12 protein-coding genes and 1 pseudogene are annotated in these 15526 nt (G+C 61.9%); all 13 read left to right on the forward strand.

Going from position 1 to position 15526, the window contains the following annotated elements:
• Positions 1-15: 15 nt before the first annotated feature.
• The 13 genes and pseudogenes from GA645_RS14070 (at position 16) to tssE (ending at position 15490) form a co-directional block, all read left to right on the forward strand.
• Positions 16-540 (forward strand): DUF3304 domain-containing protein, encoded by a 525-nt coding sequence (locus GA645_RS14070; protein ID WP_372239792.1) that lies wholly within the window; start codon positions 16-18, stop codon positions 538-540.
• Positions 528-2903 (forward strand): DUF2235 domain-containing protein, encoded by a 2376-nt coding sequence (locus GA645_RS14075; protein WP_152223639.1) that lies wholly within the window; start codon positions 528-530, stop codon positions 2901-2903. Before GA645_RS14070 ends, GA645_RS14075 begins: the two co-directional genes overlap by 13 nt.
• Complete coding sequence (locus GA645_RS14080) at positions 2903-3166, forward strand: PAAR domain-containing protein (protein WP_152223640.1); 264 nt, start codon at positions 2903-2905, stop codon at positions 3164-3166. The genes GA645_RS14075 and GA645_RS14080 overlap by 1 nt, the downstream gene beginning before the upstream one ends.
• A complete protein-coding gene (locus GA645_RS14085; protein ID WP_256676150.1) occupies positions 3163-4296 on the forward strand; it encodes a hypothetical protein in 1134 nt (377 codons plus the stop codon). The genes GA645_RS14080 and GA645_RS14085 overlap by 4 nt, the downstream gene beginning before the upstream one ends.
• On the forward strand, positions 4286-7669 hold the full coding sequence (locus GA645_RS14090; RefSeq protein WP_152223641.1) for an ImcF-related family protein: 3384 nt from the start codon (positions 4286-4288) through the stop codon (positions 7667-7669). The genes GA645_RS14085 and GA645_RS14090 overlap by 11 nt, the downstream gene beginning before the upstream one ends.
• Before the next feature lie 64 nt (positions 7670-7733).
• Positions 7734-7885 (forward strand): annotated as a pseudogene (locus GA645_RS29045) (IS21 family transposase); the annotation flags it as partial.
• Between the two features lie 115 nt (positions 7886-8000).
• Positions 8001-8486, forward strand: a complete 486-nt coding sequence (locus GA645_RS14095) for a hypothetical protein (protein ID WP_256676151.1) — start codon at positions 8001-8003, stop codon at positions 8484-8486.
• Between the two features lie 1065 nt (positions 8487-9551).
• Complete coding sequence (locus GA645_RS14100; protein ID WP_152223642.1) at positions 9552-10058, forward strand: contractile injection system protein, VgrG/Pvc8 family; 507 nt, start codon at positions 9552-9554, stop codon at positions 10056-10058.
• Positions 10059-10096: 38 nt separating this feature from the next.
• On the forward strand, positions 10097-11683 hold the full coding sequence (gene tssA, locus GA645_RS14105) for a type VI secretion system protein TssA (RefSeq protein ID WP_152223643.1): 1587 nt from the start codon (positions 10097-10099) through the stop codon (positions 11681-11683).
• A gap of 22 nt (positions 11684-11705) precedes the next feature.
• A complete protein-coding gene (gene tssF, locus GA645_RS14110; protein ID WP_152223644.1) occupies positions 11706-13475 on the forward strand; it encodes a type VI secretion system baseplate subunit TssF in 1770 nt (589 codons plus the stop codon).
• On the forward strand, positions 13439-14524 hold the full coding sequence (gene tssG, locus GA645_RS14115) for a type VI secretion system baseplate subunit TssG (RefSeq protein WP_152223645.1): 1086 nt from the start codon (positions 13439-13441) through the stop codon (positions 14522-14524). The genes tssF and tssG overlap by 37 nt, the downstream gene beginning before the upstream one ends.
• Positions 14505-15056, forward strand: a complete 552-nt coding sequence (gene tssJ, locus GA645_RS14120) for a type VI secretion system lipoprotein TssJ (RefSeq protein ID WP_152223646.1) — start codon at positions 14505-14507, stop codon at positions 15054-15056. The genes tssG and tssJ overlap by 20 nt, the downstream gene beginning before the upstream one ends.
• On the forward strand, positions 15053-15490 hold the full coding sequence (tssE, locus tag GA645_RS14125; protein ID WP_152223647.1) for a type VI secretion system baseplate subunit TssE: 438 nt from the start codon (positions 15053-15055) through the stop codon (positions 15488-15490). Before tssJ ends, tssE begins: the two co-directional genes overlap by 4 nt.
• Positions 15491-15526 lie beyond the last annotated feature (36 nt).

Consider the following 15526-nt stretch of genomic DNA (forward strand, 5'->3'; position numbering starts at 1 on the left):
GCCAAGGAGTGTGTAATGAAGAGACGATGGGTTGGAAATATGTTACTGCATTGGCTGACTGGAATTCTCAGCCTTACGCTGACCGGCTGTTCTACTGCGAGCAGTAAAGATGAGCCTTTAGCAGGAAATATCCAGACGGTGAACCATACACTGCATGGTATCAATTGGTTGAAGGTCAATGGCTATCAAGCGGACGGCGGAGGAGGTGTTTCCTGCTGCATTGTTATGCCTGCAACTTGGCGGCCTGGACTCAAGGCAACAATTGAGTGGGAAGTCGACCCTGATCCTTACGCGGACGCACCTCCACTGGGCACTGATGAGTTTAGAGCGTTCATGGCTAAACATGAGGAAGGTTATCGTCGCTACAGTGAAGTCGTTGATATCCCTATGTGGGAGGGGACCAAACGCTGCGGTCTTCAAGTCCACCTTTTAGTATGTAATAAAGTCAAGGTCACGACTTCCTGTTGGGGGTATGGATCACCCAGCAACCCAATTAAGGAGCCTCTGGACATGAAGGAGCCCACAGTATGTCCGAAGTGAGTCAGGATAAGGAAAAAGTCTGGGGGGCTCCTGCGTTTCCTCCGTCTGGACGTCTGCCAAGTGATCCATGCTATGTTTCTGATAATTACGACAAGCAGTGCCTTGAGGAGAAGCTGTACAGACAGCAATGTAATGAAGGCGGGCAAAAACAGCATTCGGACTGCTGTCGCAGCCTCCATATTAGTTTCTTCTTCGATGGCACCAACAACAATAACAAGAATGACACGGCGGAAGGGCATCCGACCAATATCGCCAAGCTTTTCCATGCATCGCTGAGAGGGTCTAAAGCACAGGACAGAGGATACTTCTCCTATTACATGCCGGGCGTTGGCACAGCCTTCCCTGAAATTGGCGAATTCGATTACAGCGAGGAGGGTTTGAAGTACGCGACCGGAGGTGAAGGCCGAATCAACTGGGCCCTTGTGCAGTTGGCCAGCGCTTTGTCCTATGCCCTGAATGACAAGCAGGGCATCGATGACGCGGTAGCTAAAACCAAAGTCGAAGCCATGGGTACGCCGGGCTTCCCACCAGGCATGATCGTACTGGGAGGGGGCAGGCGGCGCAGCGTGATGAACAGCCTTTTAGAGGGCTTGCGCGCCAAAATCGAGAAAGCCAAGCCGCGCGTGCTTGGGGTCAAACTCTATGTCTACGGCTTCTCACGCGGGGCGGCGGAGGCACGCGCCTTTGTCACCTGGCTGAGTGAGTTGTTCGAAACGCCCAAGGGCAAGGATCTGCCGGAGCAGAGCCTGATTGGACTGCCGGTGAGCGTGGAGTTTCTGGGCCTGCTGGATACCGTGGCGTCGGTGGGTATTGCCCATGCCGCACCTTTCTTCGCTGGGCATATGGATTGGGCGGACAATACCCAATTGCTGCCCTGCGCGGAGAAATACCCGCTGTTCGTCAAGCAATGTCGTCACTTCGTGGCGGCGTTCGAGCAGCGCTCGTGCTTCCCGTTGGATTCAATCCGCGACGAGAAGGGCAAGTACCCCGCCAAGAGTTTCGAGGTGGTCTATCCCGGTGTGCACTCTGATGTGGGCGGTGGATATCCGAAAAATGACCAGGGCAAGGCTCGCGGTGGGACTCACGAACTGATTTCCCAGGTGGCCTTGCACGATATTTATGCAGAGGCTTTTGCGGCTGGAGCTCCTTTGCAGGTACCTAAATCTTCGATGCCCGCTTACTTGCTATCGACGCAGCCTTGGCGGCAGATGGACCTTGCCACTCAAAAGGAATTCGATATCAGTCCTCTGGTTGTCGAGCGCTTCAACGCCTGGCGTATCGCAACCCTGCAGGGCGTGACCTCAGAGGTATCCAAGAACCAGAAGCCCTGGGAGTACAAACCGGTCCCGCTGGGCCAAACGGTAGAGGCGGTGCTAGCCGATCAGTTGGGATGGATCACCGGTTGGCGTATCGGCCGTTATGCCAATGACGAGGGTGGCGACAAGGACAGCTACAAGGACCAAGACTTCTTCAAGGAAGCTCGAGAGGATGATCGGTACAAGGAGAGTGTGGACCGCAAGGAAAACGAAACGCAGAAAAAAACTGCCGAAGGTTATCGGTTGCAGAAACCGGCCGAAGCGGTGAACTACCCCGGCCCGCCCATCTACGAGCCGGTGCTCGATCATACCCAGATCAGCCAGGCCGCCGCAGAATTCAAGGCGGACTACTACGACCTCAAGCGCGAGCAGACCAGTTGGCAGGGGACGCTACTGGATGTGGTGTTGCGGGATACCGCGTACCTGCTCAATGAAGATGATGAACGCAAGGCCCGCGAGACGCTGAAGGCCGTGGGGAAAGCGCGCAGCCAACGGCTCTTCCGCGATAACCGGGGCACGCCCAGCGATGATCCGACCCTGGCCCTGCTGGTGGCGCTGTTCGATGACCAGATCCACGACTCACGCGCCTGGTTCATGTACGACGCGATGAAGACCCGCGAACTATGGGCCGGGTACTTCTTCTACCGGATGATCTACTTCGGCAACGACAACAGCGCCGCGCTGACGCCGGTAATGATCGCCGGGCGGATTCTGGGCGTAGTGATGATTGCCGGCGCCACGGTGTATGGCATTCGCCTGATGCGCGGCAATGTACTCAAGGGCGCAGCAGGCGGCTTGTTGGGCGCGGCGGGAGGGGTATTGCTTGCAGGGGTAGCCTACCAGGTGATCGACGTGGCCACCGGCGCCGTGGTGCCCTTCGTGCCTGGCGCGGCGGACCTGCTCCAACCCACCACGCATATCGGCGCGGTGGCCAGCGCACTCAAGCAGCAGATCGGCCAGGAGGACTACCTGTCGCGGCTGGACCGCACCACCGCCATGCTGCGTGAGTCAGGCAACCTGTTCGAGCTCGACAAGGGGGTGGCCTGATGTTGCCGCTGGTCCGTCAGGGCGACCCGCTGCGCCCGTTTGGGGGAGAGGTGCTGGACGGCCACTACCTGGCCTTCGGTAAACCGGTGGCCTTCGTCGGCGGCCGGGCCCGCTGCAAGAAGCACGGCATGACGCAGATCGTCGAGGGCGGTTCGCTCTCCACGGTGCGTGGCAAGGCGGTGGCGCTGGATGGCTACCGTTGCGCCTGCGGCTGCCAGGTGCTGAGCACGTTGCCGGGCAGCAAGATGATCGTCAAACCATGAATCGGCCGCCGCAGTACCGGGACTATGTGGAGCCCGGCGAGCCGAAATGGCGGCGCTGGTGGCTGGCCCTGTTGCTGCTGTGGGGCGCGCAGTCCGGGTTGTTGCTGACGCTGTGGCCCGAAGGCCGGCCGCGCCTGGAGTTGTGGCTGTACAGTGCGGTGTTGCCGTTGTCCTGGGGGCTGGTGCTGTCGATACGCGCCTTGGTATGGCGGATCGGGCTGATGAACTGGGACGCTTACCGCCAGACGATCCAGGTCGCTGAACAGCGTTGGTGGCGCAAGCGAGCTCGGACGCTGCCGGTGCACGAGCTGTTGTTGCTGGGGCCGGTGGGCGATGTACAGGCGCAGTACCGGAACCTCATGGAGGGGGCGCAACTGCCTGAGCCAGAGTTGCCCGCCAATGCCGACGTGCCGCTATTGCGCTGCCAGCTATCGCGAGGGATACCGGGTGCACGGGTACCACTGTTGGCTCGGCACCTCGCGCGCTTGGCGCTGGCCTTGCCCGAGCGGGCCGAGCGTTGGCCATCGCTGTGTGGCCTGGCCTGGGTGGGCGAGGCGAGCGGTGAGGCCGCCTTTGTCGCAGCGCTCGAGGCCGGCGGGCTGAGCCTGCCTGCTGCACGCTTCACATTGCGCACACTGAAGGACCTGGATGCGTTGATCGATGCCTTGCCCAAGGTGTGCCCCGGTGAGACTGACGGCTTGCTGTGCGCCGGCGTGGTTTCGCGGGAGCAGGCCGACGAAGGGGAAGTGCCCGGAGAGGCGGGCTTCCTCTGGGTAGTGGGCCGCAAAGACTCGCTGCGACTGCACCGGGGCGAATACCTGCTGCCGGAGAACGGCGAAACTGCCGGCGAGCTGTGTTCGCAGATGCAGCGCTACGTCGGGTTGGCCAAGGCGCCGGAGGATTGCCTGGCGCTGGATGCCGGGAGCCAGGACGCCTTCGTCGAAGGCGGCTGGACGGTGGGTCAGCATCAATTGGCTGAGTACTGGGGGGCGTTGGGCGAGTTGGCGCCGTTCGTGGGGATGTCGCTGGCGGCGCTGCAGGCAGAGCAAAGCGGCGAGCCCTGTGGATGGATGGGCAAGGATGACGCGGGGCGTTTGGCAATGGGCGTGGTGGTTTCTAATGGTGGTTGATAGGGCGAGCAGCCTGCGTTCGGCTTTCGGTGCAGGGTTGGTGTATTGCCTGGTGGTGGCGCTGCTGGTGGTGTTGGGCGGGCTGCTGTACTTCCTGTTTGGCGACTGGCTGGAGTTGCCCAAACTGCCGTTGAAGGTGTTGCTGCTGCGTGGGCTGGGAATCTGGCTGGTGCTCTGTCTGTTCTGCCCTGTCTATCTGAAGGCCTGGAAAGCCTTGGCGGTCGGGCAGGCCGTGCAGGAGACCGGTGACGCGGAACCGGAGGAAGAGGCGGCGTCCACGTCGTCCAAGGCGGACCAGGCATTGGGGGTGCGCGAGCATCTGCGCGATGCCTTTGGCTTCTTCTGGCGCCGGCACGTCCGCGTGCTGCTGGTGGTCGGCGAGCCGGACGAGATCGATGCCGTGGCGCCGGGGCTGGCCAACGCCCAATGGCAGGAAGGGCAGGGCACGCTGCTGTTGTGGGGCGGCAGTCTGAAGGGCGAGTGGGAAAGCCCATGGCCGAATAGCCTGCGCCAATTGTCCTGGCGACGTCCGCTGGATGGTATCGTCTGGGCCATGACAGGGGAACAGGCCGGCAATGTGGAGCAGCTTGTCGGTGGCGTGCGCCACCTTCAGGGCATGGCCCGTACGCTGCGCTGGCGGGCACCGCTCTACCTCTGGCAGGTGCGCCGCAGCTCATGGGAGCAGGTAGGGCGCGTCAGTCAGTCGGCGGGTTGCCTGTTGCCCTCGCCCGTCACCGCGCAGCACATCGAAAGCACGCTGCGCCAGTTGGTAATGCCCTTGCGCGAGCGGGGACTGGAGCAGTTAAACCAGTCGCGCTCCCATGATTTTCTGCTGCGCCTGGCCCGCGACCTGGAATTCAACGGTATCACCCAATGGCGTGATGCTCTAATGCCCTTGCTGCCGAGCTTCGCCCGAGGCGTGCCCTTGCGTGGCCTGCTGTTTGGCGCGCCGCGGAAGCCTGCCGCCGAGTCCACGCGGAAGAACAGTTGGTGGCCATCGGCGGACTGGGACTTCATACGCGAGGATCGCCAAGTGCGGGCCGGTAGCTTGGGCTGGACTTGGTTGCGCGGCGCACGCGTCGCCGCGCTCTGCCTCGCCGGCCTCTGTGCCCTGGCCGTGCTGCTGTCGTTCGCCAGCAACCGCGCGCAGATCGCTACCGTGGAAACAGCGCTAGCCACCATCGGCCAGCCCGGTAACCCGGATGCGCAACTCACCGCCCTGAGCGAACTGGCCCGTGAGATTGCCCGCCTGGACTACCGGCGCGCGCATGGTGTGCCCTGGTACCAGCGCTTTGGAATGAGTCAGAACGATGCCTTGCTGGCCTCGCTGTGGCCACGTTACGCCCAGGCCAACAATCGCCTGATGCGTGACGTGGCGGCGAAGCACCTGGAGCAGCAGCTGACGGAGCTCGCCGCCTTGCCGGCGGACAGCCCCGAGCGTGCGTCGCGTGCGGAAGAGGCCCATGCCCAGCTTAAGGCCTACCTGATGATGGCGCGGCCGGAAAAGGCCGATGCAGCCTTCCTGACTAAGGTGCTGACAGAATCAGAACCCGCTCGTCCCGGCGTGGCACCGGGCCTGTGGCAAGGCGTGTCGCCCAACCTGTGGGCCTTCTACGCGCAGCACCTGGCGGCGCACCCCGAGTGGCGCATCACTGCCCAACCGGCGCTGGTGGCCCAGGCTCGGCAGGTGCTGCTGGGGCAGTTGGGCCAGCGCAATGGAGTGGCTAACCTGTACCAGCAGGTGCTCGACCAGGCGGGCAACAACTACGCGGCGATGAGCCTGATGGAAATGGTCGGCGAGACCGACGCATCGAGCCTGTTCGATACCCCCAATACGGTGCCGGGAGTGTTCACCCGTCAGGCCTGGGAGGGGCAGGTGCGCAAGGCGATCGATGAGGTGGCCGAGGCACGCCGCGAGGAAATCGACTGGGTGTTGAGCGATCAGCAGAGCAGCATCGACAGAGAACTGAAGCCCGAGGTACTCAAGGCCCAGTTGACCGAGCTCTACTTCCAGGACTTCAGCGGCGCGTGGCTGGCGTTCCTCAACAGCATCCGCTGGCGCCAGGCGAGCAACCTGTCCGATGCCATCAGCCAGCTCACCCTGCTCAGCGACGTGCGCCAATCGCCGCTGATCGCGCTGATGAATACCCTGGCCTACCAGGGCAAGACCGAGGTCAAGGGCGAGGCGCTGGCCGACTCGCTGATGAAGTCGGCGCAGCAATTGCTGGAGAAGGACAAGCAGCCGGCGATCGATCAGAAGTCGGCTGAACCGCGTGGCCCGCTGGACAGCACCTTCGGTCCACTGCTAGCCCTGCTCGGCAAGGACAAGGGCGCGGCCGCGAACGGCGACGACAGTCTGAGTCTGCAAGCCTTCCTCACCCGCGTGACCCGCGTGCGCCTGAAGCTCCAGCAGGTCACCAATGCCAGCGATCCGCAGGTTGCCACCCAGGCGTTGGCGCAGACGGTGTTCCAGGGTAAGAGCATCGACCTCACCGACACCCTCGACTATGGCGACCTGATCGCCGCCAGCCTGGGGGCGGAGTGGAGCGGCTTTGGTCAGAACATCTTCGTGCAACCGCTCAGCCAAGCGTGGGAGGGCGTGCTGCAGCCTTCCTCGCAGAGCCTAAACCGCCAGTGGCAGCGGGCGGTCGTGACCAACTGGAATCAGGCCTTCAATGGTCGCTATCCGTTCGCCGCCACCGGCAGCGACGCCTCGCTGCCGATGCTGGGTCAGATGATACGGGCCGAGAGCGGGCGGATTGATCAGTTCATCAGTACCCAACTGAGCGGCGTACTGCACAAGGAGGGCAACCGTTGGGTACCGGACAGCGCCAATACTCAGGGGCTGCACTTCAATCCACAGTTCCTCAAGGCGGTCAATCAACTGGGTGAGCTGGCGGACATCCTCTACACCGATGGCGGCATGGGGATGACCTTCCAGCTCCAGGCCAAGCCCGTGCGCAATGTGGTGGAGACGACCCTCATCCTCGACGGCGTGCCCCTGGAGTACTTCAACCAAATGGAGAGTTGGCAGCACTTCACCTGGCCGGGTGGTACTGACCATCCGGGCGCCTCGCTGAGCTGGACCAGCATCAAGGCTGGGGCACGACTGTTCGGCGACTACTCCGGCACCTGGGGCCTGATCCGCCTGCTCGAACAGGCCAAGGTCACCACTCTGGACGACAGCAACACGCGCTTTGAACTAGTGCTGACCGCGCCGGATAAGCTGCCTTTGACTTGGCAGATGCGCACCGAGTTGGGCAACGGCCCGCTGGCTTTGCTGCAGCTGCGGGGTTTCAAGCTACCAGCAAATATCTTCGATGTGAGGGGAGGGCAAGCGGCTCCCTACGCCGTGGCCGACTCATGGGAATAGGCCAGCCTCCATACCGAGTGGCCAAGTATCAGACGCACCCGCTCCGAGATTGGTACGCGCGTTATTTCTCTTTCTCGGTGTAGTGCCAGAGATTGTGGCGCCGGACAACTTACGCAGCGAAGTGGGCAAGAGTCATCGCCACGAGTCGGATGTCCCCCCAGCTACCGCGATTCGGCTGAGCAAGATGGCGTGGTGGTATTGATGCGACGAGGAAGGGCTTTCCGCTTGTGTAGTAGTCCATTGGCTACGTACATATCAGACCTGTCTGATAAGAACACTTTCAGAACGCCGTTAGATTGGCCCTGTCGAAACCTCCGAGAGGGCCAACGATATGACTGCCATTTCGCGTCGAGCCATGGTGCTGTGTTCGCATCCGGGCCGCTTGCTGGACTACAGCGTGCTGTTGAATCGCCTGGAGTTCTATCACCTAAGCCTTTGTCAGGACCTAGACGAGGTGCGCAAGGCGCTCTCCAGCCAGCAGCGCTACAGCCTGCTCATTCATGATGACTTCGCACCCGGCGCCAGCGAGCTGATGAGCCTGAAAATCCTCAGCCAGAGCAACGCCTTCCGCCAGTTCGTGCTGGCCGGGAACTATAGCGTCGAGGAGAAGACTGGCCTGTACCAGTGGGCGTGGAAAAATCGCGTGCCGCTGCTGCAGGTACTGGACAAGCCGTTGTCCCTTGCGCAACTGCGTGAAGTTACCAGCAGCTTGGTGCTTTATCACAGCGAAGACGCGCAGCCGATTCGCTCGTCCGTGACCGAGCTCCGAGACTACCAGGTGCCGGGGGATCCGCGACGCGACGCCGCCTGTGGCTGAGCCGAATCAGTTGGCCCGGATTCTGGCTCCTGATTCGGGATGGATTCGTCAAAGCATCAAGGAGCGGAAAGGTAATCACGTTGACGGCTTGGAGGGTGATGGCTGGCGATACCCTGTTAGGGATAATCCGAGCCGGCTACTTTGTGCGTCAGGACGGTGATCGTTTCCGGGTGATAGAGGTCGAGGCTACGCCTGCGTAAGTGCCCATGCAGCCATCTTTAAAGATGCTTCCAGGTTATCCGTTCCCTCTGGTTTCTGGATGATCGGGTGGGCTGGCAGCATTCCTGATCGTGGAGTGGTCGATCTGGCGGGCCCGCAAAGTGTGACGCGCATGCCAGGAGGACGTAGCGACGCCAGACCGATCTTCGGAAAGCGCCTTGGCTCTCTTGGGAATTTTCGTATTCTGCCGCACAGCTAGCATTCGATATCGTCTCATGACAGGACCACGGATTAGGACCTGTAGTCTGCAAAGCTGAGTGAAGCCTCTTACACCACCCGCTCGTCCGGTGTAAGAGGGCTTTTTTGTTTCTCATTCGATCCCCGGCCTTGATCAGCCGGCTGAGCACTTGCAATCCCGCCTCCCGGTGCGTTGAGCTACCGCTGTCCCTGCGCTGGTTTCGTTGCTGCCTGTGTCGGAGCGCGAATACCCATTCTGATTGGATGCCGTGCCGCCTACTCAACGCGGCCTTCTATCAAGTTGACCGGAAACTGCTTACGAGCAGCCCAGAAAACCTTCGCACGTATTACGGAAATGCCTGATAGCGCGGGCGTATAGCCTTTCTGTAGCGTGATCGGGCAGTCCCTCCTTCTCCTCGCCAAGGGACTGCTCTCTGTGAGTGAACTAGCCCTCCTGCATCGTTTAAAGACGAGGCAGGAGGGATTTTTCATTAATCCATCTCACCTGAGATTCGCGCCGGTAGTCGCGTAGGGCCTGGCGAAGAGGACCGCTATGTCCTGCCGCAGCTAAATCCGGTACGCACTCGATAGTTGAGCCAGCCACCCGTGCTTTGCAGCGAATAGCGCAATGGATGCCTAGGTACAGAGGAGTCAGGGAGACCCACTCGCATGCTTAACCAGCTCCGCACGCTTTTCGACCATAGCTGGCACTCCCTCCGTGTCGATGGCCTCGATGCGCAATTGGATGTATTGGCCTTCGAGGGCCACGAGGAGCTAAGCGAAACCTTCCGCTATGGCATCGAAGTCACCAGTCCTCAATTGAATATTCCTGCTGAGAGCCTGCGCGGCAAGGATGGCATCTTCAACCTTCGCGAGGCGCCTCCTGAGTTCACCCTTCGTGGTTACACACCACCCGTGGTACCACCGCTGTGCACGCCGCACGGCGTGACCACCGGATTCAAACGCCTGTCGGCATCGCGTGACGAGGCACAGTACGAGCTAACCCTCGAACCGCGCCTGACCCTGCTCGATAACGGCTGCCAGTTCCACATCTACCTGGCGTGCGATCTATATCCCAGTGCGCTCAGGGACTTGGTGCCCAGTCTGCCACCACATGAGCCTAACCAAGGCTGGGTCTGCAGCTTGGCATCGAGACCAAACGCACAAGCCACGTGATTTTGCAGGGAAGCAATGAAAGGACATAGGGCGTACCAATGAGTTTGAAAGGCTTGATTTCGACTTGCCTGGAGGGGCAGGACGCTGTGGCATTGGCGCAGACCCAGGCGACGGCCTGGGATCCTTGGTTGGCCGCGATCAGTGCCGATGCGCTGGCGGGGGAGGACCCCGGCTATGACGATGACTTCCAGTTCATGCGCGAGGAGGTCAATAAGCTCTCCGGTGCGGATGTGGAGCGAGTCATCGGGCTGGCGGAGCAACTGCTCAAACAGCGCTGCAAGGATTTGCGCATTGCCACCTATTACCTCTGGGCGCGTACGCAACGCGATGGTGAGGCGGGTCTCGCCGATGGTCTGGAGTTGCTGGCGGCACTGCTCGAACGATTCGGCGAACAGGTGTTGCCGGAGCGCCCGAACAGCCGGCGCATGGCCCTGGAATGGGTGGCCAGCGGCAAGGTACTGGACAGCCTGTCGCTGTTCCCCGAGGTGGTCAAGGCGGAGGCGCAGCGCACAGTGGCTGCGCTGGCCTGGTTGGAACAGATCTTTTCCAGTTGGCCGGAAATCAACCGTCCAGCCCTAGGATCGCTGTATTCGGCACTGGCTGCTCGCCTCACCCAATCGGGCGGCGTGAATGCGCTGGTTCCGCAAAATAGCGCGGCGCACACCGAACCCACGCCACACTCGGCGGCGCCGGTGCTGTCGGCGATCAAGTCCGGCCGTGACCTGCTGGACAGCGGTAAGGCCCTGGCCAGCTATTTGCGTGATCAGCCCCAGGGTTGGTTGGCCGCCCATCGCCTGTTGACCAGCCTTCGCTGGGACACGGTGCATCAATCGCCACCGCAGGAGGCCAACGGTCATACCCGCCTGGTACCTCCACGCACGGAGTACCGAGCGCAACTAAAGCGCCTATACCTGCAGCAGAGTTGGACCGAATTGCTGGACCAAGTGGAGCGCATGTATGCCGAAGGGGTGAACCACTTCTGGCTGGACCTGCAGTGGTACCTCTGCCAGAGCCTGAGCAAGCTGGGCGTTCCCTATGAGGGCTGGGCGGACATCATCAAGCGCGACCTGGGCATGTTCCTTGAACGCCTGCCGGGCATCGAACAGTTGCGCTGGAGCGATGGCACGCCCTTCGCCGATGAGCCTACGCGCGAATGGATCATCCAGCAGGTGAGTGGCAATAAGCCGGCTCAATGGATGTCTACTGCCGTCACGACCACTGCCGTGGTGGACGACGTTCTGGCTCTGGAAAGCGAAGCCCTGGCCCAGGCTGACAGCGATGGGGTCGAGGCCGCCCTGGCCTGGCTGGCCGCGCGCCCGGATGCGACGACCGGGCGGCAGCGTTGGCTGCTGCGCCTGCTGATGGCGCGGGTGGCCGAGCAGTATGGCAAGAGCGACCTGGCGATCCACCTGCTGAGCGAGCTGGATGCCGTTGCGCAGCAGCAGGGCCTGAGTGCCTGGGAGCCGGGGCTGGGCTTCGAGGTCAAGGCGCGCCTGCTCAAGCTGTTGCGGCAGAAATCCCAGCGCAGCGATGCCGACAAGACCACCCTGGCGCGACGCATGGAAGGCCTGCTGGCCGCCCTGGTCGCGATCGACCCTGTTCGCTCGGCCGTGCTGTGCGGCTGAGCGACTTCGCGGATTTATAACGGTGAGCATGGACAATCTGACACTGCGTTATTTCGATGCCGAAATGCGCTACCTGCGCGAAGCGGGCAAGGAGTTCGCCGAGGCGTTCCCTGACCGGGCCGCGCAGCTCAACCTGGACAAGGCCGGCGCCCGCGATCCCTTCGTGGAACGGCTGTTCGAGGGCTTCGCGTTCCTCATGGGGCGTCTGCGCGAGAAGCTCGATGACGATCTGCCGGAGCTGACCGAGGGGCTGGTGAGCCTGCTGTGGCCGCACTATCTGCGCACCATTCCGTCGCTGTCGGTGGTCGAGTTGACGCCGGACTATCGCGAGATGAAGCGCTGCGAGGCGGTGCCGCAGGGCTTCGAGGTCATGTCGCAGCCGGTGGGGCCGCGGCGTACGCGCTGCCGCTATACCACCACCCTGAATGTCACGCTGTATCCGATGACCATCGACTCGGTGCGGGTGACCAGTGAGCCGGACGGGCGCTCGGTCCTGCACCTGCGATTTGCCTGCAGTCCCCTGGCGGACTGGTCGCAGATCGATCTGAGCCGCCTGCCGCTGTACCTCAATGCCGACGCTCCCTTGGCCTGCGCACTGCACCATGCCCTGACGCTGAAGGCGCAAACGCTGTATGTCCGCGTACCGGGCCAGCCCGACCGGCTGAAGCTGAGCGGGCATTTCTCCCCGAAGGGGTTTGGCGAGGACGACCGCCTCTGGCCCAAGGGGGACGGCGCCTTCAGCGGCTATCAACTGCTGCTGGAGTATTTCACCTTCCGCGAGAAGTTCATGTTCGTCACGCTCTGCGGGCTGGAGCAGATGCCGATTGCACCGGGCTTTTCAGGCTTCGAACTCGAGGTGGTACTGAGCGAGCAGTGGGCGCACGAGTTCGCGGTGAGCGCCGAGCATGTACGGCTGCACGCGGTGCCGGTGATCAACCTGTTCCCGCTCGAGGCCGACCCCCTGACGCTGTCGCCATTGCAGACCGATTACCTGCTGCGGCCGATGCGCCTGCAGGACGGGCACACTGAAATCTACTCGGTGGACGGCGTCTCCTCGTCCAAACACTCATCGCATTGTGACTACGTACCGTTCACCAGTTTCCGCCACAAGGGCGGCATGCTGCGTGACGAAGCGCCGGAGCGCTACTTCCATACTCGGATGAAGCGCGGGGCGAACGGTATGCACGACACCTGGCTGATTCTTGGCGGTGAGGGCTTCGATGCCGACCGGCTGAGCCAGAGCGAAAGCCTGTCACTGCGCCTTACCGGCACCAACGGCCAACTGCCGCGCAAGGCGCTGCAGAGCACCCTGCTGGACTCACTGGTGAAGACGCCGCTGATGGGCCTGAAGGTGCGCAATCTCTGTGCGCCGACCCTGCCGTGCTATCCGCCCAACCAGGACCGCTTCCACTGGCGCGTGCTCAGTCACCTGGGCTCCAACTTCCTGCCGATGCTGGACAACGCCGAAGTGCTGCGCGGCACCCTGGCGCTGTACGACTGGACCCACAGCGAGCTGAACCGCCGCCGGCTGGCAGCCATCGTCGAGGTTCGCCATCACCTGATCCAGCGCTTCGAGAAGGGCTTCCTGCTGCGCGGCGTGGACATCGAGGTGACGCTGGATGCCAACGGTTTCTGTGGCGAGGGCGACATCAGTCTGTTCGGCGAGATGCTCAATCGCTTCTTTGCCCTGTACGCCGATATCCACCTGTTCAACCAGCTCACGCTGGTCCTGCAACCTACCGGTAAGTGCCTACGATGGACCGAAAACCACAGTCAGCGTATCCCCGGCTGAAGGCCAGCGGTCTGCTGGAGAGGCTGGCGGGCCGGGTGTCCGAAGCGAACCTGTACCGCTTCTGCCAGTTGATCGAAGCGGCGGCTCCGGACAATCCCCCCTTGGGGACCACGACACGGCCCAGCGACGATGCTGTGCGTTTTCGTCCGCACCCCGGCATGGCGTTTCCCGCTGGCGAGCTTAAGGCCATTGAGTTCGACGAGGAGTATCCCGAGCGCCCCGCCACGGTGCGTACCCGGTTGCTCGGTTTGTACGGCGTCGACTCTCCGTTGCCCACTGCCTACCTGGACGACATTACCCAGCGCCGGGAGGGGCACGAGGCGCTGGAGGCCTTCCTCGACATCTTCAACCACCGCATCTTCACCCAGTTCTACCGCATCTGGCGCAAGTACTCCTATCCCGCCACCTTCGAAGCCGGTGGCACGGATAGCACCTCGCAATGCCTGCTCGGGCTGATCGGGCTGGGTATTCCGGGGACGGCGAACCACATCGCCACGCCGGTATCGCGTTTCCTCGCCTTGCTCAGCGTGATGCGCCTGCCGACCCGCAATGCCGAGGGCATCAGCGCACTGGTGAAGCTGCTGGCGCCGAACACACAGGCACGTGTGACTGCGCACTGGCCCCGAAAGGTGCCGCTGGCACAACCTGCCAGCCTGTCGAAAGAGCGACCCGTCAGCCTCTCCCAGGGCACGCCGCTGGGCGCCGTGGGGGCGGATGCCAATAGCCAGGTGCGTCTGGAGCTGGTGACCGAGGACCTTGCCGAGGCGCAAGGCTGGCTGCCGGGAAGCCAACTGCACAGCGATCTGCTGGTGCTGTTGCGGGTGTACCTGGGGTGGCGATGCACCGCGAAATTGCAGCTTACCTTGCCGGTGAAATGCCTGGCGCAGCCAGTGCTGGGCGGCGCCCCGGTGTTGCTGGGGCTGACGGGCGTACTGGGGCTCGATGCCGACGCCGGGCAGTCGTGCATAACCGTCAATCTGGGGCGCTACCAGGGATTGAGCGAAAACATGAAGCATAGGGAGACACAGCATGTCGCATACCGTTTCTAGGACTCTGCTTGCGGCCACCGCATTCGGTCTCCTACTCAGTGGTTGTGGGCTCACCCAGCGCGCGGTGGATGGTGGAAGCTCCATAGCTCATGGAATTTTCTACAAGCAGGTCAAAGTCCTGCACCTGGACTTCAATGCCCGCACTGCGCTGAACACTTCGTCTGCTGATATGTCAGCACTGTCGGTATCGACCTTGGTGCGTATCTATCAGTTGAAGGATGACAAGGCACTGGACAAGGCGGACTACCCGAGTCTGTTAAGCAACAGCAGTAGTGTGCTGGCAGAGGACTTGCTGGACGAGCACTGGCTCGTCTTGAAGCCAGGGGAGGGAGCACAACTGAATGCCGCGCTGGCCAATGAGACGAAGTTCGTCGCCGTGGTTGCGTTATTTCGCGCTCCTGATAGGCAAGAGGGGAATTGGCGTCTAATACTGGCACGCGATGAGCTGGACCCAGATTACCCACGGGTGATCGAGTTGGGTGACAACCGCCTAAACCTCGTATCGCTTCCGCAGAAGGATTCCTGGTGGTGAGTGAGCAGAGTCCGTCGCTCTACGAGCTGCTGTTGCAGAACTTCACCGGTGAGCTCGATCTGCATCGGGTGCGCGAGGAGGATCAATCCCTGCTTTCAGTGCTGGACAACCTGCAGCGCATCCTCAATTGCCGGGCAGGCACCCTCAGCCATCTGCCCGACTACGGCCTGCCGGACATGAGCCAGATCCTGCATGGTATGCCGGGCAGCGCACATGGCCTGATTGGCACGATGACGCGGATGCTGCTCAAGTACGAGCCGCGCTTGGCGGACATCCGCATTGATCTGTTGTCGCAGACTCGCCCGGGGCAACTGGAATACAGCCTGGACGTGGAGCTGCGTGACGGTGCGCGTATGACCTTCGGCACCTCTCTGGCGCCGGAGAGGAAAGTTCTCGTTCGCCACCTGAAGCACATGGACTACCTGCTGCCCTAGTTAAAGGGAACAGAATTCTATGCGCATTGATTTAAA

It is taken from the genome of Pseudomonas sp. SCB32 (assembly GCF_009189165.1).
GTDB lineage: Bacteria > Pseudomonadota > Gammaproteobacteria > Pseudomonadales > Pseudomonadaceae > Pseudomonas.

Coding starts and splice junctions, on each gene's coding strand:
- GA645_RS14070 (WP_372239792.1), top strand. CDS start 16: ATGAAGAGACGATGGGTTGGAAATATGTTACTGCATTGGCTGACTGGA.
- GA645_RS14075 (WP_152223639.1), top strand. CDS start 528: ATGTCCGAAGTGAGTCAGGATAAGGAAAAAGTCTGGGGGGCTCCTGCG.
- GA645_RS14080 (WP_152223640.1), top strand. CDS start 2,903: ATGTTGCCGCTGGTCCGTCAGGGCGACCCGCTGCGCCCGTTTGGGGGA.
- GA645_RS14085 (WP_256676150.1), top strand. CDS start 3,163: ATGAATCGGCCGCCGCAGTACCGGGACTATGTGGAGCCCGGCGAGCCG.
- GA645_RS14090 (WP_152223641.1), top strand. CDS start 4,286: ATGGTGGTTGATAGGGCGAGCAGCCTGCGTTCGGCTTTCGGTGCAGGG.
- GA645_RS14095 (WP_256676151.1), top strand. CDS start 8,001: ATGACTGCCATTTCGCGTCGAGCCATGGTGCTGTGTTCGCATCCGGGC.
- GA645_RS14100 (WP_152223642.1), top strand. CDS start 9,552: ATGCTTAACCAGCTCCGCACGCTTTTCGACCATAGCTGGCACTCCCTC.
- tssA (WP_152223643.1), top strand. CDS start 10,097: ATGAGTTTGAAAGGCTTGATTTCGACTTGCCTGGAGGGGCAGGACGCT.
- tssG (WP_152223645.1), top strand. CDS start 13,439: ATGGACCGAAAACCACAGTCAGCGTATCCCCGGCTGAAGGCCAGCGGT.
- tssJ (WP_152223646.1), top strand. CDS start 14,505: ATGTCGCATACCGTTTCTAGGACTCTGCTTGCGGCCACCGCATTCGGT.